Genomic DNA, 23880 nt, shown 5'->3' with positions numbered 1-23880 from the left:
TATGAATACCGTTACTCTCAGCGGCGGCCACAGCTATGAGCTGCCCCTCGGTGACTTCATCAAAGTCAGTGCTACCCGCGTCAGTGGCGATGAGATGGATGTGCGCCTCGATGCGCGTGGCGAGCTCATCCACAACCAGTACAGCGCCGCAGATACCGTGATTACGGAGCTGCACGGTGATGTCACCCTCGCGCTCACACCGGATAGGGGCGCGGAGTTTCCCCCAGACCACTCCGTGATTATGCGCGTCATTCAGCCCGCCACGGCGAAGCCAGTGACCGTGCAGACCGAGGAGATTCGCCTCGACGGGCTGCATGAGAAGACCGTGCTCACCCTCTCCCCGCGGGACGGGGCAGTGCAGGTCACTGCCGTGGATGGGGGTATTTCCACCACCCTGTCGCGCTCGACCACCACCGTGTACTCGGCATTGACCAGTATCGATGCCCCGCGGGCGCAGGTTCGGCGCTGCAGCGTGTGGATGGATGATTCAGCCGCTGTCACCGCGGCCTTGCAGGAGGTAGATCTGGGGCCTGTCCGCGAGATTCTCGACGGCGTTGCAGAATACTTTTCTATCGCCGTGGACGATCACAGCACTGCCGGCGCGGGTGCCGCCACCACCGTGGGGGCTGATCTCAGCTCGCTGGAGTCGGAGGAGTGCGTGGCCGTGCTGAGCACCCACCTGCGTCCCTCCTTGTCCGTGCCCACCCGGCGCACCCTCGTGATTGTGCTGGGCCCGGATGCCCGCCGCGAAGCCGAGATGTATCGCAGCGCCTATGGCGATCGCTATCCCTTGGATCTGCTGGTAATCGACGATGCCCTGCACCACTCACTGAGCACGGGTGATCGCGCCGATCTCCAGGACGAGGCCGAGGTGCTAGTGCACTGGTTGTGCGCCGATGAGCACAGCGCGCCCGAGCAAGATGCGCCGGTTGAGCTGGGCAGGATGAGATTCAACGACGCCGATAAGGAAGGAGGACGATGGTGATGTCGACCGCTCCGGTGTATGCGGGCCCGCGTTGCCCGGACACATTCCAATACCTCGACACCGCACCGACGAGCACTCGCTCCGGGGAGCAGCTGCCGGCCGATTGGGGTGAGGCCGTCGTGCACTGCGTGGTGATGGCGGGCGCCCGCGCCACCGGCAAAAGCCTCTATCTGGCGGTCGTCGTGAAGCAGCTGGAGCTGCTGGCCAACGAGAAATTCCCGGGCATGGTGGTGGAACCGGCGACTGCCTCCACGAAGGAGCGCTACGCCAAATACTATGAGCAGCCGCTCTACGTGGAGATGAAGCAGATGGCGCCCACCCCCACCAGCAGCCAGGAGGACGCCTATCAGCGGGATCCTTTCATTTTCTCTCTCGGCACGTGGCCCGATAGGGACGGCGTGGAGCGCCCTAATTATGTGGTGCTTCGCGACGTCGCCGGCGAGGATTTGGAAAACCCGCGCGTGGATCGGGACGCGCTGAGCTTCTTCCGCGACGCCGATCTGGTGATTATGCTCTTTGACCCGCTGCGGGTGCACTCGGTTCAGGCCTATGTGCAGGGTCTGGTGCCGCGCCAAGACGGGCTGGGAGGCGACCCCGAGGATGTGTTCACCAACCTCATGCGCATCCTGGGCGATGCCCGACCGCCACTGGCGCTCGCGATCTCGAAGTTCGACTCGCTGCAGATTCTCGAGCGCATGCCTGATGGAGATTGGAAGGCCATTATGGGCAACCGTGGCGCGGCTTTCCGCCGCGACAATGGCTGGGACTACAACCCCGAAGCCCAGAAAGTACTCAACCTCGAAGTGAAGTCGCTGCTGGGCTACATGAATGCCGGGGGACTGCTGAACAAGGTGGAAGCAGCCTATATGGACAGTGTTCACTCCTATTTTGCGGTGTCCTCGCTCGGCGATTCCCCAATGGGTGAGCGCCTCAGTCGCAAAGGCATCGCCCCCTACCGCTGTTTAGATCCGCTGCTGTGGATCCTCACCCAACGCAACGTGTTGAAAGAAGACTAAGCAGATGAGCTCCACCGAACCCCAGTGGGAGTTTTTCTCCGAGCAGAAGCGCCCCACCACTCCCCGCTCCGCGCATTCCTATACCACGGGCGTGGTGCACGATACTACGGCGAAGTATTCCCCGAGCTTCACCGCCACCTCGATGCGCACCGCGCCCCTGCCCGTCTGGGGTGCCGCGGCGCTGTATCTGGGGTTGGTGGGCTGGCTGCTCACGGCCCTCGTCCAAGAATTGATGCGCTCTAACGCCCGCGATCTGCTGGTGATTATGCAGGTACTCGCGATCGCCGTCATCGCGACGGGGGTGGTTGCCGTGCTCAAAGCCCAGCAATGGGGGCGGTGGCTGCTGACGGCGGTGTCTGTGGCCGCCATCTTCCTCATCGTGGTGGGGAAGTTGTGGATTGCCACCATCATCGCGGTACTGGCCGCGGTGCTGGTGTGGCTGCCCTTTAATAGCGCCTGGTTTGGCTATCGTCGCCGCGGATAGTTCACCTGGTAGTCGGCGAAGACTCGACGCTGCGCGGCGTCGAGGGTGAGCTGCCCGCCATAGGGGAGGATCCATTGCGGCCGCGTATGCCCAAAAGGCACCCCGAACACGGCAGGCAGCTCGGGGTTATAGTGCGCAAGCTGCTCGAAGATCACATCGCACTGGGCCTGCCAGGCAGCATCCTGCTGCGTCTGTGAGGGAATAACCTCCAACGAGCTCACCGGCGGGGAGGCGATCATGAGCCCCGCGGCGACGTCGAAAAGCCCCCACTCGCCGAGCCCGCGCACCCACCGCATGATCTGATCCGGCGGGGTGAGATTCTCGCAGGCCTCGAGCAGAATGATGTGGCCCCGCAGCCTGTCCAACGCCGGCATACGCCCCGCCATGGCCAGCTGATCAATCACCTCAATGCAGCCGCCCCAGGTGGCGCCGCTGACGCGATCGCGCGCCCCACGCCACTGCCACGGGCGCGCCGGGCGCCGCTCACCGAAGCTGTGCAAGGCCGCAGGCTGAGTCCAGTCCACCCCAACATCCTCCGAGACGTCCACCGGGGTGATCTCGAGGCGGCCGCCATCGCGCAGGGCGGCGAGAAAGGAGGCGCGGTGCTCGGGATCGATATACGGCCCGGACCCGAGGTGCACATGGGTGGAACCGCCGTAGAAGCTCTGTATCCCCAGCTGCCACAGGTGGTTGTGCAGGTTGGTGTTATCGGAGTAGCCGAGGAAGGGCTTGGGGTTGTGCCGAATCACCTCATCATCCAGATGTGGGATCACCTGGAGCTGATCATCGCCGCCAATAACGGCGAGTATTCCAGCGACCGTGGGATCGGCGAAGGCCGCGGTGATATCGCGGGCACGAGCCGCGGCGGAGGCGCCAACGGTGCGGGTGGTGGGAAACTCCACCGGCTCGAATCCGAGCTCCCGCACGCGCCCGAGCGCCTGGGCGTAGACCTCAGGGAAAGCGCCGGCGGCAGCGAAAGAGGGCGAGATAACAGCGAGTTTCATAGCCTCTCACTCTAGCGGCGGCCCCGGCGAGAGGTACGCGGGCGTCTTAGCGGCCCGTGGTGAAACGTGTTTTCACGCGGTGGGCGTCCTCATCCATTCCCAGCTTGCGGAAGGCGCGCAGCGTCTTTTTAAACAGCGGCGCCGAGGCCTGCGGGCCGCGCAGCTGATGCAGCAGTGCGGCGTGCAGCTCATAGAGATAGGCGAGCTGCTTGGCCGCTGCAGGCGAGAGCTGGTCGATATTGAAGATCCCGCCGCACCGTTCCGCTTCCTGAATAGCAGCTTCATACTCGCCGCTGGAGTGGCGCAACTGGGCGGATTGGCGCACGAGGTATAGGTACTGCGTGGTCACCGTGGGGGCATGCTCGGTGAAACAGGCGTCGTGCAGGATCGGTAGGGCCTTATCCAAGGCCGCGCGTTGGGTCTCCGGGCCGACGGACTCGGCCAGCCGGCACATACTGACCAAGGACACGGCGACGGCCTTATAGTCATTGAAGTACTGGGCGGCGTCCACATAAGTCAGAAACAGTGGCAACACGGTGCGGACATCGTCGGGATTGCGCGCCTGGGCCTCGAGGTGATTACCGAGGGACAAATAGCGGCTGAGCTGGGGAATATCCGCCACCATCGCGGCGGGAAGAAGCGGTATCACCTGCATCCAGGCATGCAGTGCCGGCGCCATCTCAGGCAGCGCGGACTCGGAGGCGGCACGAGCCAAGACATACTGATCAAAGATCTTCGCGAACTCCGGCACCCGTGCCGGAGGGATCATCTGATTGCCCTTGGCCTCCGCGTAGAGCTGCGCAGTGAACAGCGTGGCGCAGTGCTCCACAAGGTCGGGCTGCGCGGTGGCGAGGGGTGCGAAGTACTCCTCGAGCGGATACGGAAAGTCCGCCATGCGGTGGCCCTGGGCATAGGCCTCATCGCCGAAGTACTCGGCCATGGAGGTCGCACAGGTGGGATCGGCCTCTGCTTCCCGTTGCTCTGCTTCCCTTTGTTCCGCCTGCTGCTGCTCGGCAGCCTGCTGCGTGGCGTCGTAGTGCTCGTAGAGGAGATCCAGCAGCTTGAGGGAGTCAGCGTCCATCCGCTCCAGAAGCGCTTGGCGCTGGTTGAAGGTGGAGTCTTGGTAGAGATACTCGGAGCAGGCCAGCCACGCCTGCGCATTCTGCAGGGCGGGGGTCGTGCCGAGAACAAGGGCCACCGCGAGTTGCCGCTGATTGAGCTGCCGCAGGGTATCGGCGAGAACGGGGCCCCGGTTGAAGCACATGTTCTCCACTTCACGGCCGAGCAGTGCGGTGTAGTGATCGTCCAAGATCAGTCGCAGGGCGCCATAGTCCGCCTCGCTCCAATCGGGCGCGAGAGGGTTGGTGGCTGCAAGCAATACATTCGCCTGCTCCTCCGCGCCCTGTGTTCCTGCACGCTCGAGCTCGGCGAGCAGCTGATCCAAGGTGAGGCCCGTGTTAGTCATGCCTCTGATATTAGGAAACAGCTGCGACATTGTCTGCTCAACACTCGGCCATATGTTCGTCGGGGCCGCAGGGCGCTCTCCGGATTTTTGTTTAGACACATTTTTCGCCCAGAAAGGCTCCCGCTCATGCCCGAATGTGTGGTTTTTCACGTGTTTTTGGGCGGCTTAGGTACTGCGATAGTGCGCTAAAGCTGGCATAATAAAAATCAAAGCGCACATATCGGATCGGCTATCCGCAGCCTCGCTGCCTCCGTGGTTGGGCTGCGGCGGTCGCCTCGAGAAGATGCGTCGCCAACCACACTCTATGGAGGGATTTTCTTCATGCCAATTGCAACCCCCGAGGTCTACAACGAGATGCTGACCAAGGCCAAGGAGGGCGGCTTCGCCTACCCGGCCATCAACTGCACCTCTTCCGAGACCATCAACGCCGCGCTCAAGGGCTTCGCTGACGCCGAGTCCGATGGCATCATCCAGTTCTCCACTGGCGGCGCTGAGTTCGGTTCCGGCCTCAACGTGAAGAACAAGGTTGCTGGCGCGTGCGCACTGGCCGCTTTCGCGCACGAGGCAGCCAAGCACTACGGCATCAACGTCGCACTGCACACCGACCACTGCCAGAAGGAAGTTCTGGACGAGTACGTGCGCCCGCTGATCGCGATCTCCCAGGAGCGCGTGGACCGCGGCGAGCTGCCGCTGTTCCAGTCCCACATGTGGGATGGTTCCGCTGTGCCGATCGACGAGAACCTCGAGATCGCCCAGGAACTGCTGGAAAAGGCCCGTAACGCCAATATTGTTCTCGAGGTAGAGATCGGCGTCGTCGGCGGCGAGGAAGATGGCGTGGAGGCCAAGGCTGGCGCCAACCTCTACACCTCTGAGGAAGACTTCGCTAAGACCATCGATGCTCTCGGCACCGGCGAGAACGGCCGCTACCTGCTGGCCGCTACCTTCGGTAACGTCCACGGCGTGTACAAGCCGGGCAACGTCAAGCTGCGCCCCGAGGTTCTGGACATGGGCCAGAAGGTGGCAGAAAAGAAGCTCGGCCTGGATGCCGGCTCCAACCCCTTCGACTTCGTCTTCCACGGCGGCTCCGGCTCCGAGAAGGAAAAGATCGAAGAGTCCCTGCGCTACGGCGTGATCAAGATGAACGTGGACACCGACACCCAGTACGCGTTCACCAACCCCGTCGCCCGCCACATGTTCGCTAACTACGATGGCGTGTTCAAGATCGACGGCGAGGTCGGAAACAAGAAGGTCTACGATCCCCGCTCCTACATGAAGAAGGCCGAGACCGGCATGGCCGAGCGCATCGTGGAAGCCTGCCAGGACCTCCACTCCGCTGGCACCTCTGTGTCCAAGTAACACCCCCCTTCACACCCTCCCCACAGCACACCACGCAGCGGGGAGGGTGTTTCGCATGTCTGGGGTTATTCCTTCGACGTGCGCTCAGTGCGCTGCTCACGCGCCGCTTCGCTCCCGGGTGCTCGGGCGTCCACCCCAGCACTCGAGCTCCCGTCCCCGCGCCCCAGTATCCACCCCGAGCCGCCGCCCGCCCGCACACCCCGCGCACAGTACTACCGCCCCCAGCCTGGCCACGAGGGCCGCGCTGGGGGCGGTAGGTGCGTGTTATGCGCTTGTCGGGAGCCGGTTAGCGCACGAACCGGCTAGCAGACTAGCGAACGAGCACGAGCGATCTAGCGACCTAGCGGCGGGTGAGCCACGAGATCAGGCTGCGGCGCTCGGAGCGCTCGTAGTCGGTGGTGTCGGTGGTGATGCGCTCGTAGATCTCGGTCTGCTCGGAGACGATCTCCAGGGTGGAATTGACTTCCTCCAGCTCGCGCTCGAGCTCGGCGCGCTCGTTGAGCTTGTCCTCGGAATCGATCTGCTCTTCCGGAGTGGTGTTCTCCAGCTTCTCCTCGATGTCCTTCTTGCGGCCTTCCAGCTCGCTCTTGGCGGTGCGGGCGCGGCGCAGGTCTTCCTCAAGCGTCTCGCCGCGGCGGTGACGCTCCACGCGCTCCCGCTCCTTGGCGTCGCGCTCCCGCTTTTCGTTCAAGATGCGGTCGGCGTCGGCGGTGCTGGTGACGGGCTGGCTGCGCACGAGGTTGAAGTCCGGCTCATAGCCTTCCACTGGCTGGTGCAGGTTCAGCGGGCGGGCGAGATCGTTGTTGCCGATCTGGCGGAACACGGTGGTGGTGATCTTGCCCTGATCGGAGCGCCAGATCCAGTCGGCGCCGAGCAGCTGGCCGAAGTAGCCCTTGCCCTCGATCCAGGCGGGTCCGCCGGAGTCGCCGTGGTCGCTGCCCACGTCGGCGGTGATGGCCACCGGGCCGGTCAGGTACAGGATCGGGGAGCAGGCGATGCGCTGGGTGCGGTTGCCGTAGGTGCACAGCTTATCGCCGATTTGCGGCTGGGCGATGGTGTCGCCGGAGAAGTAGTTCTGGCCGATGTACTTGGAGTCGTAGAACTCGATGTAGGCCACGTCGGCCATGCGGCTCACCGGCCCCCAGCGGGAGTCGTTGCTGTTTTGTACGGCGGCAAACACGTCGGGGTAGATGTGGTGCAGGCGGCCGATGGGGGTGTAGAAGGCGTCGTAGACCTCGGTGCCGTTGGCGCCGCAGTGGGCGTCGGTCCAGGCGCGGCCATTGGCTTCGTCCACGTAACCGATGGTGCAGGAGCTGACTTGGCCATTGCCGGCGTCGGTGAGCAGTACGTCACCTTGATCGACCAGCGCGGGGGCGGGTTCGGCGACGGCCACGGGGGCGCTGAGCAGGGGAAGTGTCACTGCTGCGGCAGCGACGGCTATCGAGCGTAGGGCTCGAGTTAGGGACATGTGTCATCCTCTCACGAATGTGGGATAGGGGGTGACGAAATCCTAAGCCGGAAAGTAACGAATCTACAACAGATGAAAAGCGCTGCGAACTGATTATAAAACATCCCACCTGTGAGTAATATGCCTTCTTTTCGCTTATCGACGCCACCCTCAGCCACCCTCATGTGGGGGCGAATCGGCCCCAGTCCCGTCTATGTGTCCTCTCAGGATCGGCCGCAGGGGGCGCGTTTAACTGGGGATACGTCAGCAACTGCCCATCAGGGCACGGCATATAACCGCCCCTCCCAGCAGGAAGCAAAAAATTCACCTACTCGCATAACTGCGCAGCCGCTGAGAAACGCGCTCAGCCTTGACTGGGCAGAGAAAAGGGCGCCCGAACCCTATGGTTCGAACGCCCTGAACATGGCGCTAGCTAGGCCTGTGCGCGGTGTCCTTCGCGGTAGACCTCACGCACCTGCATCTGCTCGTCCCACACCACGAGATTGGCGGGGCCCTCGCTGACGCTGGCGCGGTGGGCAAGGTTCAGCAGCCGGTGCCCAGAGGTGGCGGAGCGCAGTACCTCCGGCAGCGGCAGGCCGACGGAGCTCTGGAGGCGCACCTGGTCGCTGACCCGCGAGGTGCCGCCGGCGATGGAGCCTTCGCTGCCATCCTCGGTGCGCAGCCGAGCGACGCCATCGCGGACGGTGACGGCGAGTGCGCCGAGCACATAGTCGCCATCGGCCTTGCCGGCTGCCCCCATCGCATCGGAGACGAAGGTGGCCGCGGGATAGCCCACGGTGTTGAGCACCATCTGCACGGTGTGGTTATCCAGGTGCACGCCATCGGCGATGAGCTCCACGGAGACGTCCTCGCGCTGGGAGGCGGCGTCGAGAAGCGCAGCGATGGGGCCGGGATTGCGGTGGTGCAGCGAGGGCATGGCATTGAAGAGGTGGGTGGCCGTTACCTGTGCGCCTTTGCTGGTGGCATAGTCCACGATCGCGGCGGTCTCGTCGAAGTTCGCATCGGTGTGCCCCAAGGAGACGATGATGTCATGCTGCACGCACAGATCCACCAGCTCTCGGGCGTGATCGGTTTCCGGGGCGAAGGTGATCGAGCGCAGCTGGCCGCGGGCGGCCTCGATCATCTCGCGGAAGAACTCGGGGTCGCCGGGGATGATGGCGGCCGGGTCCTGAGCGCCGCAGCGGCAGGTATTGACGAAGGGCCCTTCGGCGTGGATGCCATCGAGGCTGCCTTCCTCCACCAAGCTGGCGAGGATGCCGAGCTGGGGCAGGAGTACTTCTCGGGTCTGCGAGACCGTGGAGGCCAACAGCGTGGTGGTGCCGAAGCGCCGGTGGTGCAGCGCGGCCTCGCGGCATTCCTCCAGCGAGGAGGTGGGGAAGGAGAAGCCCGCGCCGCCGTGGTTGTGCAGATCTGCCAGCCCCGGGGTGATGACAAGCCCGGTGTCCACGGGCTCATCGAGGCGCTCGATGGCGGCGGCGCCGGAGCTATCGATGCTCACCCGCGCTGGATAGCCGGGCTGGCCTGGTTGGATGAGAGTGCCAATGTACTCAGTCATGATCCACTCCTTCGCGAGCGCGGGCTGCCTCGACGAAGCGGGCGGTCACCCACGCGGTATCTGTGATGGCGGTGCCCACGATAATGGCGTCGGCACCGGCCTCCAGGCCGGCGCTGACGGCCTCGGGGCTGTGATAGCGGCCCTCACCGATGAGGAAGACCTCCGGGCCGATGGCGGCGCGAACCTCGCGCACCAGCTCGAGGTCGGGGCCGGTGGTGGCGGCGCGGTGCTCGGTATAGCCGGCCAGGGTGGTGGAGACAATATCGGCGCCGGCGGCAACCGCCTCGGTGGCCTCGGAGACGGTGGCGATATCGGCCATGGCCAGGGCGCCGGCCTCGTGCACGGCGCGCACCTGCTCGGCGAAGCTCGAGCCGTCTTGGCGGGGCCGCTGGGTGGCGTCGATGGCCACTACCTGCGCGCCCGCCTCGGCCACGGCCACCGCGGAGGCCACGGTGGGGGTGATATAGACGCCCGTATCGCCTTCCTTGGTCAGCCCGATCACGGGGACGGACACGGCCTCGGCCACGGCGCGGATATCGGCCAGTCCGCCATAGCCGCCGCAGCGGATAGCGGTGGAGCCGCCGTGCTCGGCGGCGGCCGCCAAGCGGGCGATGGTGTGGGTATCGCGGAGCGGATGCCCATCGGGGGCCTGGGCGGAGACGATGAGGCTACCGCGAACCTGGGTGCTGAAGTCTGTGAGGGAAAGAGGCATGAACAATTCTCCTGAAATGACGAATGCGTAAAAGACGGGGAAGGACGCTCAGGCGGGAACCAGGGCGGCCGCGCCGATGATCGGGGCGTCGTGGCCGAGCTGGGCGGGCAGGATGTCGATGGTGTCCAGCGGCTGCAGGGAATAGGTGCGGAATGCCCGCTTGAAGGGGCAGAGCACCACATCGCCAAGATTGCCCACGCCGCCGCCGAGGATGATGGCATCGACGTCGATGGCGCTGGCCAGCCCAGCGATGGCTTCGCCCAGGTTGAGCATGCAGCGTTTGATTACGCGCTGGGCGAGTTCGTCCTGCTCATAGCGGGCCATGATGGCACGCAGGTCCAGCTCCTCTGCCTCGCTGCGCCCGGCCGCGCGGTTATAGGTGGCGGCAAGTCCCGTCCCAGAGGCGAAATCCTCGATGGGGGCGGCCATACCCTCGAAGTCGCGGCCGATGATCCGGCGCAGCTCCCCGGCGGTGAAGTGGGGGGATTCGGCGAGGGCTCCGTGGAAGACGAATGCCCCGCCCACCCCGGTGCCGAGGCTGAGAAAGAGCGTGCGCTGATAGCGGGCGCCGGCGCCATAGCGGGATTCCCCGAGGCCCAGCACGCGCACATCATTGGCTACGTGTACCTCGAGCCCGGTGGCGGCGCTGAGATCTGTGCGGATATCGGTGCCGGCCCAGCCGGGCATGGTGGGCCCGGCGGAGACCACCACCCCGCGGGCGGGGTCGATCACGCCCGGGGCGCCGATGCCGAGGGCGCGTGGCGGCTGCGGGGCGGCGTCGATAAGCGGGCGGATGAGCTCGGCGATGCTGGGGATGATCTGGCTGGCCGCGGGGGTGGCAGTGCGTACCTGCTGGATTACCTCGGTGGGCCGTTCGGTGTCGATGAGGCCGGCGGCGATTTTCGTGCCGCCGAGGTCGATGCCGATGACATACCGGCTCACTGTTCGCACCCCTCGGCGGCCAATTGCTCGGAGATGACGCGCCGCAGCGGCCGGTAGTGCTGCTCGATGACGTCCTTATAGGCCTGCATATCGCCGGCTTCGAGGGCGTCGATCATGAGCTCGTGGGCGTTGATGGTGTCTTCCATGTCCTTCGGGGTGGTCACGCCGATGATGGGAATGGCGCGGGTGTGGACCTCCCACATGGCCATGGTGAGCTCGCGCAGCAGGGGATTGGATTGCTGGTCGATGAGCTCTTGGTGAAAGGCGCGATCGTGCTCGGCGAAGGATTGACCCTTATCCCAGGCGGCGCGCATATCGGCCACATGCTGGCGCAGGGTGGCGGTGGAGGTGGCGCGATAATGCGCCATAAGGTCCTCGGCGGCGGCGAGATCGAAGGCGATGCGCGTATCCACCACGTGCTTGAGCTGCTGCAGCGCCACCTTCTCATTGAGGCTCATGCGCAGCACCATGCCGTTGATCAGCGGCGCCAGCGACATCTGCCCCACATAGGTGCCGTAGCCGTGGCGCACCTCCACCACATCCAGAGTGGAGAGGGTGCGCATTGCTTCGCGCACGGAGGAGCGGGAGACGTTGAGGAGCTCGCAGAGCGCGGCCTCGGAGGGCAGCACGTCTCCGGGGGTGAGTTTATGTTCGCGGATATAGTCCTCGATCGCCGTGGCAGTGGGACTAATGCCGTGGGATTTCTTGCGGACGGGCATGACACTTTCAGCTTTCTTGGGTGGTGGGGGTGGCCACGGGGTGGCGGGTGGCTATCGACGCTTATCGACGTCGCCCGCCTGGTGTGCTGCCACCGTTGTGTGCACCTATATGGGGGGTGGGTGCGGACCCTTTTCGGGCTCTACGGTGGGAAAGTGGCCGGATGCAGTTGTCTTTAGGGGCAAGTTTAACAGAAGCGCTTTACCTCATCAGATGTCTGACGTACTATTGGGGCAGGCAGTGATCTGGACCTCTTTCTTTTCGAGCCTTATGGTTCAATCACATCCTCACTGACACAATGAATACATAGGGTCTGCGCCTCGTGCCAGCTTGGCCGGTGCATTGTCCCGCTCTCAATTTCATATTCCGCATCAGGCACCTCCCGTCGAGACGCCACGCGTCGCTCCACCGCCGGGACCGAGTAGGAACAAAGGAAGCAGCCATTATGACTGATTCAATGCACCGCCCATTTAGCCGTCGTGATTTTTTCCGTATCACCGGCGCTCTCGGTGCCGCCGCTGGCCTCACCGCCACCCTGGCGGCCTGTGGCTCCGGTAATGGCGGCGGCGGGGCGCAGCAAGAGCCCGCCAAGGCCGAGGACGCCAAGGACGATGGCACCATCAACGCCGCCATCTCCTATGAGTTGGGCACCAACGGCTATGACCCGATGACCACCACCTCCGCGCTCACCCTGGCCGCCAACTGGCACACCCTCGAGGGCCTGACCGAAATGGACCCCGTCACCGGCGAGTCCTATGCGGCCCTGGCCAAGGAGATGCCAGAACTCGACGGCACCACCTCCGAAATTCAGCTGCGCGATGGTGCCGTCTTCCATGACGGCACCCCCGTTACCGCCGATGACGTCGTGTTCTCCTATGAGCGCGTGATGGACGATGCCAATAAGTCCCTCTACGCCTCCTTCGTCCCCTTCATCGACAAGGTGGAAAAGAAGGATGACTCCACCGTCATCATCACCACCAAGCACGAGACCGGCGTGTTCGCTGATCGCCTCTCGGTCATCAAGATCGTGCCCAAGGCCCTGGTGGAGTCCGATCCCGAGGGCTTCGACGCCAACCCCACCGGTACCGGCGCCTACCGCATGACCGATAACGGCGGTACCTCCAAGAAGGTGCAGTTCGAGCGCTTCGACGACTACACCGGCCCCAAGCCGGCCCGCGCCGCCGCCATGACCTGGCAGATCATCCCCGATGCCTCCACCCGCACGAACGCCATGCAGTCCGCCGAGGTGCAGGCCATCGACTCGGTGCCCTACCTCTCCGTGGAGCAGCTCAAGGCCGTGTCCACCGTGGAGTCCGTGCAGGGCTTCGGATTGCTCTTTGCCATGTTCAACAACACCAAGGACAATCCCTTCTCGGATGTGAAGAACCGCCAGGCCTTCCTCTACGGCATTGATATGGAGAAGATCATCTCCACCGCAATGCTCGATCAGGCGGCCCCGGCCACCTCCTTCCTGCAGAAGGAGCACCCGAACTACCACGAGGCCTCCACCGTCTACAGCTATGAGCCGGACAAGGCCAAGAGCCTGTTCAAGGAGACCGGCCTGACCAAGCTGCGGATGCTGTGCACCGACCACGACTGGGTGAAGAAGTGCACCCCGCTCATCGAGCAGTCCATCTCCGGTCTGGGCATCGAGGTGGAGTTCATCGAGAAGAAGTCCTCCGATGTCTACAACACCATCGACGGCAAGCCCGATGCCTATGACGTGGTGATCGCCCCCGGCGACCCGAGCGTCTTCGGCAATGACCCCGACCTGCTCATGCGTTGGTGGTACGCCGGCGACACCTGGACCGATTCCCGCATGCACTGGAAGGGCACCGAGTCCTATGACAAGGTGCAGGAGCTGCTGGATAAGGGCCAGCGCGCCACCGATCCCACCGACCAGCAAAACGCCTGGAATGAGCTCTTCGATGTCCTGTCCGAGGATGTCCCGCTCTATCCGCTCTTCCACCGCAAGGCACCCACGGCCTATGACGCCTCCACCTTGGTGGACTTCCAGCCGATCTCTCTCACTGGCTTGAGCTTCGTGGGCGTGGGCACCACCCAATAAAACGGGGCCGATCCGCGGGGCGCCGCGCAGCCTGCTGCGCGCCCGTGGACGCCGGCACCCCTGACCGCCGCGGCCCACATCGCCGCATCACTCCTAGGCCGCCGTGGGGCGGATTGCACCCCCACCTGCCCGACGGCGGCCTTGTGTATGCACGAAATGAGAAGAAGAATCTATGTCTAACCTGATCCGACTGATCGGCCGGCGCCTGGTGGCGCTGCCCATCATGGTCCTTGGTGTGACGTTCTTGGTGTTCTTCATCATGTCCTTTAGCCCTGCCGATCCTGCCCGCCTCGCGCTGGGCGAAGCGGCCTCGCTAGAAGCGCTGGAGAACTACCGCGAAACGCACGGCCTCAATGATCCGCTCCTCGTCCGCTATGGCAGCTTCCTCGTGAACATGGTGCAGGGCGATCTGGGCACCACCACCGGTAATACTCCCGTGGTGGACGTGATCGCTAAAGCCTTCCCCATCACCCTGCAGCTCACCTTCCTCGGCCTCATCATCGCCGCTGTCCTCTCGCTCATCTTCGGCGTCGTGGCAGCCCTCTACCGCGACCGCTGGCCGGACCAGGTCATCCGCGTGTTCTCCATCGCGGCGCTGGCCACCCCCTCCTTCTGGCTGGCCATCCTGCTGATCCAGTGGCTGGGCACTATCCCCGGTGGCGCCGGAGTATTCCCCGCGCTTATCACCAGCTGGGTACCCTTCTCCGAGGATCCCGCGACCTATGTGAATAACATGTTCCTGCCCGCGGTGGCCTTGGCGCTGCCGGTGGCCGGCTCGCTCACCCGCGTGGTTCGTACCGCGATGGTGGAGGAGCTGGATAAGGATTATGTGCGCACCGCCATCGGCTCCGGTATTCCGAAGCGGGAAGTGATTTCCCGCAATGTGCTGCGCAATGCACTGATCACCCCGATCACTGTGCTGGGCCTGCGCGTCGGCTATCTCATGGGTGGCGCGGTGATCATCGAGATCATCTTCAATATCCAGGCCATGGGCCAGCTCATTCTGGACGGCGTGACCCGCAACGATGTGTACCTGGTGCAAGGCGTGACGCTCACCGTGGCCATCGCCTTCATCATCATCAACATCATCGTGGACATGTTGTACGTTCTCGTTAACCCGCGGATCAGGAGCATCTAATGCGTAAAAAACTGACTGCTCAACTCGAATCCAACGCCGGTGCACGCTTCCAAGGTCTGCGTGCATTGCCCCTGATCTCCAAAGTTGCACTCGGCTTTGTGCTGCTCGTGGCACTCATGGCGATTCTCGCGCCGCTGATTGCCCCCTATGATCGTCTCGCCACCACCGGCGCCCCGATCGAACCGCCCAGCAGTGCCCACTGGTTTGGTACTGATTCCATCGGCCGCGACATCTTCTCGCGTGTGGCCTATGGCGCCCAGTCCTCCCTGATTATCGGCCTCTGCGCCACCGCCGCTGCCCTCGCCGTGGCCGCCGTGCTCGGCTCTATTGCCGCGACCGCCGGCAAGGTGGTGTCCGAGGTGCTCATGCGCGTGCTGGATATCATCATGTCCTTCCCCGGTATCGCGCTGGCCGCCGTATTCGTGGCCGTCTTCGGCAACTCCATCCCCGTGCTGGTCTTTGCCATTGGCTTCCTCTATGTGCCGCAGCTCTCCCGCGTGGTGCGCGCCAATGTGCTCGCCGAGTTCGGCGAGGACTATGTCTCCGCCGCCAAGGTGATGGGCTCCGGGGTGCCGCATATCCTGTTCAAGCACGTGGCCCGCAATACCATCGCCCCCATCGCGGTGTTCGCCACCGTGCTCGTGGCAGATGCCATCGTCTTCGAGGCCTCGCTGTCCTTCATTAACGCCGGCGTGAATCCGCCCGAGCCCTCCTGGGGCAATATCCTCGCCGATGGCAAGCAGGTGCTGCTCAACGGCGCATGGTGGCCCACCTTCTTCCCCGGCCTGATGATTCTGCTCACCGTGCTGGCGCTGAACATCCTCTCCGAGGGGCTGACCGACGCCATGGCCTCCCCGCGGATCAAGCCCACCGCCGCTACGACGGACGAGGGCGAGACCGTGCAGGGCCGCGACACCCTCGGTGTGGTCTCCGAGGAAGAGGCCCGCGCCTCCCTGCAGACCTCGCTGGCTACCCTCCGCGAGGCCGAGTCCAAGGAGAATCGTCGCCTCGACTACACCTTGGGCAAGGAGCCGCTGATCGAGGTCAAGAACCTCTCCATCGCCTTCCCCGCCGCCCACGGCGATGTGAACATTGTGGATAACATCAGCTTCACCGTCGCCCCGGGCCAAACCATGGGTCTGGTGGGCGAGTCCGGCTGCGGTAAATCCATCGTGTCCATGGCGATCATGGGGCTGCTTCCGGATACCGCCCGCATCACCGGCGAGATCCTCTTCGATGGCAAGAATGTTCTCGAGCTTTCGCCCGAGGAGCACAATGCCCTGCGTGGCCACGATATGGCCATGATCTACCAGGACGCGCTCAGCTCGCTGAACCCCTCCATGCTGATTAAGTCCCAGCTGCATCAGCTGCTGCGCCGCGGCGGCAAGCGCTCCGCCGAGGAGCTGCTGGAGCTGGTGGGCCTCGACCCCGAGCGCACCCTCAAGTCCTATCCGCATGAGCTCTCGGGTGGTCAGCGCCAGCGCGTGCTGATCGCTATGGCCCTGACGCGCAACCCGCGACTGCTCATCGCCGATGAGCCCACCACGGCCTTGGACGTCACCGTCCAGCACCAGGTGGTGGACCTGCTCAATGAGCTGCGCGATAAGCTCGGCTTCTCCATGATCTTCGTCAGCCATGACCTCGCACTGGTGGCCAAGCTGGCCCACAAGATCACCGTGATGTACGCCGGCCAAGTGGTGGAGCAGGGCAATACCCGCGAACTGCTCTCCGATCCGCGACACGAGTACACCCGTGGCCTGCTCGGCGCTGTGCTCTCCATCGAAGCCGGTGCTGACCGGCTCTACCAGGTGCCCGGTACCGTGCCCAGCCCGCGCGAGTTCGTGGAGGGCGACCGCTTTGCCCCCCGCTCCTCCTATCCGGAGATCGGCTTGAATGAAAAGCCCGTGCTGCGCCCAGTGGATGGTTCCCCCAGCCACTCCTACGCTGCCACCGACCAGCTACTGAATAGCTTGAAGGGAGCCTAGATCACGATGGCTAAGAAGAAAGCTGCAGCTGCCGCAGAGCCGCTGATTCAGCTCAAGGACATCAACGTTATTCACAAGACCCGCACGGGTAAGCTCTTCCGCCCCGATAAGGTGCACGCCAATAAGGACGTGAATCTGAGCATTCGCCGCGGCGAGGTCGTGGGTATCGTGGGCGAGTCCGGCTGCGGTAAGTCCACGCTCGCCAGGGTGATGGTGGGGCTGCAAAAGCCCACCTCCGGGGAGGTGTTCTTCAAGGGCCAGCCGATGAAGAACAACGCGAAGATGCGCAAGGAGCTCGGCCGCTCCGTATCGGTGGTGTTCCAGGACCCGGCGACCGCCCTCAACCCGCGCATGAGCGTGCGCGATCAGCTGCTGGACCCGCTGCGCGTGCACAAGATTGGTAGCGAAAACGCCCGCCTGAAGCGGGTGAAGAAGCTGCTGGATCTCGTGGGCCTGCCACAATCGGCGCTCGAGGTGCTGCCCCGCCAGATCTCCGGCGGCCAGCGCCAGCGCGTGGCGATCGCCCGCGCCCTGGCCCTCGAACCCGATCTGATCATCGCCGATGAGCCCACCTCCGCGCTCGACGTCTCGGTGCGCGCCCAGGTGCTCAATCTGCTCACTGATCTCCGCAATGAGCTGGGCCTCGGCTTGGTGTTTATCTCCCACGACATCAACACTGTCCGCTATGTCTCGGACCGTATGTGCGTGATGTACAAGGGCGAGATCATCGAGGAGCAGCCCACCGACGATCTTTTCGACTCCCCGAAGCAGGACTACACCCGGACTCTGCTCGCCGCAACCCCCTCGCTGCTCTAATTCTGTAGCGTTTAGAAAGGCAATAATGACTGCTATGTCGCGCATTTCCCACGGCATTATTCCGCCGCTGTTGACTCCGCTGAGCGCAACGGGCGACATCGATATCCCGGCGCTGAAAAAGCTGATCGATCGGCTCATCGAGGCGGGCGTGGATGCCATCTTCGCTCTCGGTTCCTCCGGTGAGGTGGCTTTTCTTAGCGACGCCGACCGCACCCACGTGCTCCGCACGGCCGTCGAGCATGTCGCTGGCCGGGTCCCCGTGTACGCCGGCTGCATCGATACCCAAACTAATCGCGTGATCGAGCACGTGCGCCAGGCCGAGTCCTGCGGCGTGGACGCCGTGGTGGTCACCGCCCCCTTCTATGCCATCACTGGCCCGGAGGAGATCACCCAGCACTTCCGTTTGGTGGCACAATCCACCGAGCTGCCGGTGATCGCCTATGACATCCCGGTGTGCGTGCACACCAAGCTCGCCCCGGAGCTGCTCGTGGCCCTTGGTACGGAAGGCGTGCTCGCGGGAGTGAAGGATTCCTCCGGCGATGATGTCTCCTTCCGCCGTCTCGTCCAGCTCAACGAGGCCGCCGACCATCCGCTGGTGGTGCTCACCGGCCACGAGGCCGTGGTGGATGGTGCCTTCGCCGCGGGTGCCGATGGCTGCGTGCCGGGCCTGGGCAATGTGGATCCTGCCGGCTATGTGCGGATGTGGCAGGCCTATAAGGCCGGCGATTTCCCCACGGTGATCGCCGAGCAGAATCGCCTGGCCGCGCTCTTCGAGATCGTATTCCAGCCGGTGGGCAAGGTGGGCCCGGCCGCGGGAGTGGGAGCATTTAAAACCGCCCTCGAGCTGATGGGCGTGTTCTCCTCCAACCTCATGTCCCCGCCGCTGCCGCAGATCACGGATGAGCCCTCGCGCGAGGCCATCCGCTCCATCGTGGACCGCGCCGGTTTGCTCTAGCAGCACAGCGCTTATCGACGCCCACCGTCCCGTTGCTCACGCTCGGGAGGGTGTATGTGCGGGGTAGGCGGGGCCGACCTAAAATAATGAGCCATGCCCCAGCCACCCCGCACGTCATCCACCACCGGCCGGGTTCTCCGCCGGCTCCGCGTCCCCAGCAGTCTCTCCGGCCGGGTGAAACGCGGCATCACTCATGGCACCCACCGCCTGAACGATTCCTGGCTGAGTATCGTTCAATCCGCGCTCGGTGCCGGTCTCGCGTTCTTCATCGCGCTGCACATCACCCACCACAACGTTCCCTTCTTCGCCCCCATGGCGGCGGTGATCGTCACCGGTATCTCCGGGGTGGGGCGTATGCGCCGCGCCATCGAGCTGATGGTGGGCGTGGTCATCGGCGTCGGCATCGGCGATCTTCTCATCGTGCAAGTGGGCTCGGGCCCCATACAGATCGCGGCCGCGGTGATCATCACCCAGGCGGTGGCCCGCTTCATGGACAAATCCCCGCTGGTCTCTAACCAGGCGGCGATTGGTGCGGTGCTGGTGGCCACCCTGCTTCCGCCGGGCGATGCCGGCGGCTTCGACCGCATGATTGATGCGGTGATCGGCGGCCTGGTCGCCATCCTCATGATGGCGCTCATCCCGGCCTCTCCGCTCAAAGCGGGCCGGCGGGAAATCGCCAAGGTGCTCGGCATCGCCTCCGATGTCCTGGCCGATGTGGCAGCCGCCCTGCGCAGCAATGATGCCCGCGCCATCGCGGAAGCCCTGGACGAGGTGCGAGGTACTCAGGGATATATCAACTCCATGATCGCCGCCGCCAAGGAAGGCAAGGCCTCGGTAGAGGTATCGCCTTTCCTCTGGGGCGATGCCTCCCGCCGCGTCAATACTCTGCTGAGCACCCTGGAGCAGGTAGATAACGCGGTGCGCACCACCCGCGTGCTGGCGCGCCGGGCCCAGGTGCTCATTGAAGATGGGGATACGGTCAGCGATGAGCAGCTGGCTCTTATTGATGAGCTCTCGGATATCACTCTGCAGCTCTCCGAGCTTTTCGACCGCGGCGAGAAGAACGTTCGTTTCCAGCAAATCCCGCAGGTGGTGCGCCGGCTCCGCCGCCTCGGCGCCCGCATGGGACTAGCCGTGGCCGAGGGGCGCGTGCTCTCGGCGCATATGATGCTCGGGCAGTCCCGCTCGCTGGTGGTCGATCTGCTGCAAGTATGCGGCTTGTCCCGTGATTCGGCGCAGGCGGTACTCAAGCCCACCTCCGATACCCCGCATGTGCCGCCCGAGCTCTGGGAGGACTAAGCCGCCCAGGTGCTCGCAGCCGCGCTAGAGGCGAATAATCTGCGCATCGCGTAAGTGCCGGTAGAAGGTCACAGCCTCTACTGGCTTCGGGCGGGTCACCCCATCAATACTCACCCGCAGCTGCGGCCCACCGGCCTGCACGGCGCGGCCCGTGAGCAGCGAGGAGGCATCGCGTTCACCAGCGGGGCTGCGGCGAAACCACCGGCGCCCGCGTGCCGGAGCGAGGGAGGTGCTCAGCCGCACCGCCGCGATCCCGGGCGCATCCACCATGGGCACCACGCGGGCGCCAAAATACCCGCGCCGGGCGGGGGAGTGCTCCTCGTTATGGTGCAGACGCGCATCATCGACGATGATCTCGCCCACGAGCTGCAGATCCTCGGGGTCGCTGATTGTCGCATGCCCGGCTATCACGCTGCCTTTATCGTCGCGGATGAGGCAGCTCGGCTGCGGCGAGCCATAGCGCGCCAGCCGCCAGGCAGCCGTCGGCTCGGTGGGAATCCCAAAATTCCGGGCGGCCACCGAGTCCGGATCCGTGGGCACAAAACCGATCTCGGCCCAGAGCGCGTCGATCTTCATCAACCTGCTGAGCACCGCTGATAGGGCGGCATCGCTGCCTACCACGATGATCCGCCAGGGCTCCGCTGGTTGCTGCGGGGCAGGTTGGGGCTGGCCGAGGTGCTCCACATCGGGGCGCGCCTGGATCTCGGCCAGGCTCGGGGTGGGATCCTCGGGCAAAATATCGCGCGCCCGCGCGCCGAGAAACATCAGGTCACGCCGTTGCGGCAGCTCCGGAAGCTGCATGAGCTCGCCGGCGTCGAGGGGGCAGGAGTGAGCACCACAATTAAGCACGAGGGTGGACATGACTGCCATAGTATCTGGCTACACTGGGGGATTATGATTTTGGTGTGGTACCGCGATGACCTGCGCACAATCGATCACGCCCCGCTGGAATGGGCGAGGGAGCAGGGCGAGGACATCTGCGCGGTCTACATCTGGGAAACCCCGCCGCCGGGGCTGCGACCGCTGGGCGAGGCGAGCCGCTGGTGGCTGGCCTATTCGCTGCAGGCGCATCGCCGCCGCCTCGCCGCGCTCGGCATTCCTTTACATATTGTGTCTGGCGATCCCGCCCAGCTGCTGCCGCAGCTCGCGGCGGAGTGCGGTGCGCACACGGTGCTCTGGCAGCGCCGCTATGTGCCGCAGCTCGCGGAGCGCGATAGAGCCATCAAATCCGAGCTCTCCACCACCTATACTGTGCGCAGCTTTCCCGGCTATCTGCTGTCTGAGCCCTGGGAAGTAAAAACTAATAAGGGCACCGCCTATGCGGTCTATTCCCCCTATGCCCGTAAAGCGGGGGAGCTGCTCGAGGACCAGGGCGGTGTCGCTGACGTGCAGCCGCCGGCGCCGCAGGAGCCGTCCTGGGAGCTTGATGAGGATATTCGCGCGCTCGGCTTGGTCAGTGAGATCGATTGGGCGGCAGAGTTTCGCGAGCAGTGGCAGCCCGGCGAGGTGGGCGCGTGGGCGGCGCTGCACCGCTTTGCGCAGCGCTGTGAATCCTATGGCGACTACGCAGATAAGCGCGACTTCCCGGCCGTGCCCGCCACCTCGCGGCTCTCACCCCATCTGCGCTTTGGTGAGATCAGCCCCGCGATCCTGTGGCAGCGGGTGTCCGATCCGACGTTCCGTTCTGAATTATTATGGCGCGAGTTCGCCTGGACCCGCCTATGGGAGCATCCGGACCTGGCCACAACGAATGTGCGGCAACACTTCGATTCCTTCCCGTGGGCGTGGAATGGCGACGCCACCGCCTTCCCGCTGACCCCGCCCCACGAGGAATATGCCGAGGAGCTCACCCAGTGGCAGCGCGGCACCACCGGCGTTCCGCTCGTCGACGCCGGCATGCGCGAGCTCTGGGCCACCGGCACAATGCATAATCGTGTGCGCATGGTGGTGGGGTCGTGGCTGACAAAAAACCTGGGTATTCATTGGCGCCACGGCGAGGAGTGGTTCTGGAATTGCCTTGTCGACGCCGACTATGCCGCCAACCCCTTCAATTGGCAGTGGGTAGCGGGCTGCGGGGATGACGCCGCCCCCTACTTCCGTATTTTCAACCCCCTCACTCAGGAAAAGAAGTTCGATGCCGAGCACCGCTATATCCAACGCTGGGTTCCGGAGTGGGCAACACCGCTGTATCCCGAGCCACATGTGGACGTGAAGGAGTCCCGCGCCCGCGCCCTGGCCGCCTACAAAGACACCACACAACGCTGAGATAGTGGTGATGTAGACTGATTCCGGCTCTTCAGGGGGCTAGGACACTCCATACCTCTCAATAGACATAAAGGGAAGTGACACACCATGGCGGTTGTGGTCATCGTCGGCGCCCAATGGGGCGATGAAGGCAAGGGAAAAGCCACCGATATCCTCGGCGGACAAGTAGATTATGTGGTCAAGCCCAATGGCGGAAATAACGCTGGGCACACCGTGGTGGTGGGCGGTGAGAAGTACGAGCTCAAGCTGCTGCCGGCGGGCGTACTGTCAGAAAACGCCACCCCTGTGCTGGGCAATGGCGTGGTTATCAACCTAGAGGCGCTTTTCGACGAGATTGATGGCCTTGAGGCCCGCGGCGCCAATGCCTCGCGGCTGCGCATCTCCGCGAATGCTCACGTCGTGGCTCCCTACCACCAGATCATTGATCGTGTGGGGGAGCGCTTCCTCGGCAAACGCGCCATCGGTACGACCGGCCGCGGCATTGGCCCCACCTATGCGGACAAGGTCTCCCGCGTGGGCGTGCGCGTGCAGGACATCTTTGATGAGTCCATCCTGCGCCAAAAAGTGGAGTCGGCCCTCGACCAGAAGAACCAAATTCTGGTGAAGATGTACAACCGTAAAGCCGTGGACCCGGAAGAGGTTGTGCAGTACTTCCTCTCCTATGCGGAACGCTTGAAGCCGATGGTGATCGAGTCCGAGTTGGAACTCAATCGCGCCATCGATGCAGGCAAGCACGTGCTCATGGAGGGCGGCCAGGCCACCATGCTGGACGTGGACCACGGCACCTATCCCTTCGTCACCTCCTCGAACCCCTCAGCGGGCGGCGCCTGCGTGGGATCCGGAATCGGCCCCACCAAGGTCACCTCCTCGCTGGGCATCATCAAGGCCTACACCACCCGTGTGGGCGCCGGACCGTTCCCCACCGAGCTCTTCGATAAATGGGGCGAATTCCTGCAGACCACCGGCGGGGAAGTGGGAGTGAATACCGGCCGGAAGCGGCGCTGTGGTTGGTACGACTCCGTGGTGGCCCGCTACGCCTCTCGCGTGAACGGCTTCACCGATCTCTTCCTCACCAAACTCGATGTGCTCACCGGCATCGGAGAGATCCCCATTTGCGTTGCCTATGACGTCGACGGCACGCGCTTCGACGAGATGCCGATGACGCAATCAGACTTCCACCACGCCACGCCCATCTACGAGACCATGCCGGCGTGGGAGGAAGATATCACCGGCTGCCGCAGCTTTGAGGAGCTGCCGCCCAAGGCTCAGGACTATGTGCGCCGGCTGGAGGAGCTCTCCGGTTGCCGCATCTCCTATATCGGCGTGGGGCCGGGGCGTGACCAAACTCTCACACTCCACCATGTGATAGATCAGGCATAAAATAAGCCTCAGCTACCTCCCTCCGCGCCCAAACGGGGGGAGGTTTTTTGCTGCCGTGGCGGGGGAGCGCGGCGGGCCGGCGAGAGATTCCTTAGGGCGTCCTATGACTGCTAAAAGTGCAGGTGATAGGGCTATTTGCAGAGTTTCATGCGCAAATTTGTTCAGCTAATTTTCACTGACATGAAACGAACGCGTATGTCTGCGCGATCTACCCTGTAGACACGCCGCAAATTTAGCTGAAAAAAGGATAATTTTTTTCTCTTGTGGCAC

The 23880-nt window shown here is 64.0% G+C and carries 20 protein-coding genes; 12 read left to right on the top strand and 8 right to left on the bottom strand.

What is annotated here, in order from left to right; translation table 11 throughout:
* Nucleotide 1 precedes the first annotated feature (1 nt).
* From KRX12_RS05415 to KRX12_RS05405, 3 genes are read left to right on the top strand one after another with little or no spacing between them, the layout of a single operon-like run.
* The gene (locus tag KRX12_RS05415; protein WP_218365991.1) at nt 2–985 is read left to right on the top strand and encodes a hypothetical protein; all 984 of its coding nucleotides are present in this window, start codon (nt 2–4) and stop codon (nt 983–985) included.
* A complete protein-coding gene (locus KRX12_RS05410) occupies nt 985–2001 on the top strand; it encodes a hypothetical protein (protein WP_255550102.1) in 1017 nt (338 codons plus the stop codon). Before KRX12_RS05415 ends, KRX12_RS05410 begins: the two co-directional genes overlap by 1 nt.
* Before the next feature lie 4 nt (nt 2002–2005).
* The gene (locus tag KRX12_RS05405) at nt 2006–2485 is read left to right on the top strand and encodes a hypothetical protein (RefSeq protein WP_218365989.1); all 480 of its coding nucleotides are present in this window, start codon (nt 2006–2008) and stop codon (nt 2483–2485) included.
* Here KRX12_RS05405 and KRX12_RS05400 read toward each other — a convergent pair.
* A complete protein-coding gene (locus KRX12_RS05400) occupies nt 2467–3489 on the bottom strand; it encodes a S66 peptidase family protein (RefSeq protein ID WP_218365988.1) in 1023 nt (340 codons plus the stop codon). The two genes, KRX12_RS05405 and KRX12_RS05400, sit on opposite strands and share 19 nt — an antisense overlap.
* Nucleotides 3490–3535: 46 nt before the next feature.
* Complete coding sequence (locus KRX12_RS05395; RefSeq protein WP_218365060.1) at nt 3536–4954, bottom strand: hypothetical protein; 1419 nt, start codon at nt 4952–4954, stop codon at nt 3536–3538.
* Nucleotides 4955–5275: 321 nt separating this feature from the next.
* On the opposite strand from KRX12_RS05395, the gene fbaA reads away from it, so the two are divergent.
* Nucleotides 5276–6310: a class II fructose-bisphosphate aldolase gene (gene fbaA / locus KRX12_RS05390; protein ID WP_218365061.1), complete on the top strand. Its 1035-nt coding sequence runs from the start codon at nt 5276–5278 to the stop codon at nt 6308–6310.
* A 340-nt stretch (nt 6311–6650) separates the two neighbouring features.
* On the opposite strand, the gene KRX12_RS05385 is transcribed toward fbaA, so the two are convergent.
* The 5 genes from KRX12_RS05385 to KRX12_RS05365 form a co-directional block, all read right to left on the bottom strand.
* Nucleotides 6651–7778, bottom strand: coding sequence for a S1 family peptidase (locus KRX12_RS05385; protein ID WP_218365062.1), 1128 nt, complete (start codon nt 7776–7778; stop codon nt 6651–6653).
* Between the two features lie 412 nt (nt 7779–8190).
* Nucleotides 8191–9333 (bottom strand): N-acetylglucosamine-6-phosphate deacetylase, encoded by a 1143-nt coding sequence (locus KRX12_RS05380; RefSeq protein WP_218365987.1) that lies wholly within the window; start codon nt 9331–9333, stop codon nt 8191–8193.
* On the bottom strand, nt 9326–10045 hold the full coding sequence (locus KRX12_RS05375) for an N-acetylmannosamine-6-phosphate 2-epimerase (RefSeq protein ID WP_218365986.1): 720 nt from the start codon (nt 10043–10045) through the stop codon (nt 9326–9328). Before KRX12_RS05375 ends, KRX12_RS05380 begins: the two co-directional genes overlap by 8 nt.
* 48 nt (nt 10046–10093) lie before the next feature.
* The gene (locus KRX12_RS05370; protein ID WP_370625549.1) at nt 10094–10987 is read right to left on the bottom strand and encodes an ROK family protein; all 894 of its coding nucleotides are present in this window, start codon (nt 10985–10987) and stop codon (nt 10094–10096) included.
* On the bottom strand, nt 10984–11706 hold the full coding sequence (locus KRX12_RS05365) for a FadR/GntR family transcriptional regulator (RefSeq protein ID WP_218365066.1): 723 nt from the start codon (nt 11704–11706) through the stop codon (nt 10984–10986). The genes KRX12_RS05370 and KRX12_RS05365 overlap by 4 nt, the downstream gene beginning before the upstream one ends.
* Before the next feature lie 455 nt (nt 11707–12161).
* On the opposite strand from KRX12_RS05365, the gene KRX12_RS05360 reads away from it, so the two are divergent.
* The 6 genes from KRX12_RS05360 (at nt 12162) to KRX12_RS05335 (ending at nt 19965) form a co-directional block, all read left to right on the top strand.
* Entirely contained in the window at nt 12162–13772 is a 1611-nt protein-coding gene (locus tag KRX12_RS05360) for an ABC transporter substrate-binding protein (RefSeq protein WP_370625220.1), read from the top strand.
* 172 nt (nt 13773–13944) lie between these two features.
* A complete protein-coding gene (locus KRX12_RS05355; RefSeq protein ID WP_218365068.1) occupies nt 13945–14910 on the top strand; it encodes an ABC transporter permease in 966 nt (321 codons plus the stop codon).
* Nucleotides 14910–16895 (top strand): dipeptide/oligopeptide/nickel ABC transporter permease/ATP-binding protein, encoded by a 1986-nt coding sequence (locus tag KRX12_RS05350; RefSeq protein WP_218365069.1) that lies wholly within the window; start codon nt 14910–14912, stop codon nt 16893–16895. The genes KRX12_RS05355 and KRX12_RS05350 overlap by 1 nt, the downstream gene beginning before the upstream one ends.
* Before the next feature lie 6 nt (nt 16896–16901).
* A complete protein-coding gene (locus tag KRX12_RS05345) occupies nt 16902–17711 on the top strand; it encodes an ABC transporter ATP-binding protein (RefSeq protein ID WP_218365070.1) in 810 nt (269 codons plus the stop codon).
* Nucleotides 17712–17745: 34 nt separating this feature from the next.
* On the top strand, nt 17746–18666 hold the full coding sequence (locus KRX12_RS05340; protein WP_218366096.1) for a dihydrodipicolinate synthase family protein: 921 nt from the start codon (nt 17746–17748) through the stop codon (nt 18664–18666).
* Nucleotides 18667–18759: 93 nt separating this feature from the next.
* Complete coding sequence (locus tag KRX12_RS05335) at nt 18760–19965, top strand: aromatic acid exporter family protein (RefSeq protein WP_255550101.1); 1206 nt, start codon at nt 18760–18762, stop codon at nt 19963–19965.
* A 24-nt stretch (nt 19966–19989) separates the two neighbouring features.
* Here KRX12_RS05335 and KRX12_RS05330 read toward each other — a convergent pair whose 3' ends face one another.
* The gene (locus tag KRX12_RS05330) at nt 19990–20826 is read right to left on the bottom strand and encodes a hypothetical protein (RefSeq protein ID WP_218365984.1); all 837 of its coding nucleotides are present in this window, start codon (nt 20824–20826) and stop codon (nt 19990–19992) included.
* Nucleotides 20827–20859: 33 nt separating this feature from the next.
* On the opposite strand from KRX12_RS05330, the gene KRX12_RS05325 reads away from it, so the two are divergent.
* A complete protein-coding gene (locus KRX12_RS05325) occupies nt 20860–22230 on the top strand; it encodes a deoxyribodipyrimidine photo-lyase (protein WP_218365983.1) in 1371 nt (456 codons plus the stop codon).
* Nucleotides 22231–22317: 87 nt separating this feature from the next.
* A complete protein-coding gene (locus tag KRX12_RS05320; protein ID WP_218365982.1) occupies nt 22318–23610 on the top strand; it encodes an adenylosuccinate synthase in 1293 nt (430 codons plus the stop codon).
* The last annotated feature ends 270 nt before the right edge of the window (nt 23611–23880 follow it).

Origin of the sequence: Corynebacterium sp. TAE3-ERU2 (assembly GCF_019209955.1) — a bacterium.
Taxonomy (GTDB): Bacteria; Actinomycetota; Actinomycetes; order Mycobacteriales; family Mycobacteriaceae; genus Corynebacterium; species Corynebacterium megadyptis.
Note: the sequence above shows the minus strand (reverse complement) of the source record. Positions and strands in the feature narration are given on the sequence as shown.